Genomic DNA, 808 nt, shown 5'->3' with positions numbered 1-808 from the left:
GCGATGATGAGATTGCGGTTCACCCGGATGCCGGCGCGGAAGGTCGCCGTCTCGTTGCCGCCGATCATCACCAGATGCCGGCCGAACGGCGTCTTGGCCATGATCAGCGAAAAGACCACGAAACAGCCAACCGCGATCCAGGCGGTAAGTGGCAGGCCGACAAGGCGCTGGATGCCGAACCAGCGGATGGCCGGTGCAAGATCCTGCGCCGAGCGGCCGCCCGACACGACCAGCACGAGGCCGCGCACCCAGATGTAGGACGCCAGCGTGATGATGAAGGCGCTCATCTTCACCTTGACCACCAGATAGCCGTTGAAGGCGCCGATGAGACCGCCGACGGCCAGCGCCAGCAGCAGCGAAACCGGAACCATCAGCCATTCGGGATGCAGTTGCACGCCCATGCCGATGCCCGACGAGCAGAACAGGATGCCGACCGCCATGGCGCTAAGCGCTGCGACGGATTCGACCGACAGATCCATGTGGCCGGCGATGATCACCAGCGCCAGGCCGATCGACATGACGCCGAGCACGCTGGAAGCCTCGATGATGTTGGCGAAGATGCCGAGCTGAAAGTAGTTCGGGACGAAGATGGAGAAGACCACCAGCACGAACAGCAGCATGAACCAGACGAGGTTGTCGAGTACGAACTCCAGGGCTTTGCGTGTGCGCGGGTTCATGGGCTGATCCGGTTGGCGCATGCCCCGCGAAATCAATTCGATTTCGTCGGGTTCGGGCGCGGATTCAAATTCGCCACGGCGTCTTTTGGACGCGGCGTCATGAAAGGGCAGGCTCCGGGCCGTAACGGCCC

Annotated in this window: 1 protein-coding gene; it reads right to left on the bottom strand. The window is 62.9% G+C overall.

Annotated features, from left to right (window positions below):
• Window positions 1–677: ABC transporter permease (locus tag EN964_RS36040; RefSeq protein WP_164776530.1), on the bottom strand; the 677-nt coding region annotated here is incomplete at its 3' end.
• Window positions 678–808 lie beyond the last annotated feature (131 nt).

This window comes from Mesorhizobium sp. M7A.F.Ca.CA.001.10.2.1, from assembly GCF_003998575.1.
Lineage (GTDB): Bacteria > Pseudomonadota > Alphaproteobacteria > Rhizobiales > Rhizobiaceae > Mesorhizobium.
This window is presented reverse-complemented; position numbering and strand designations above follow the sequence as displayed.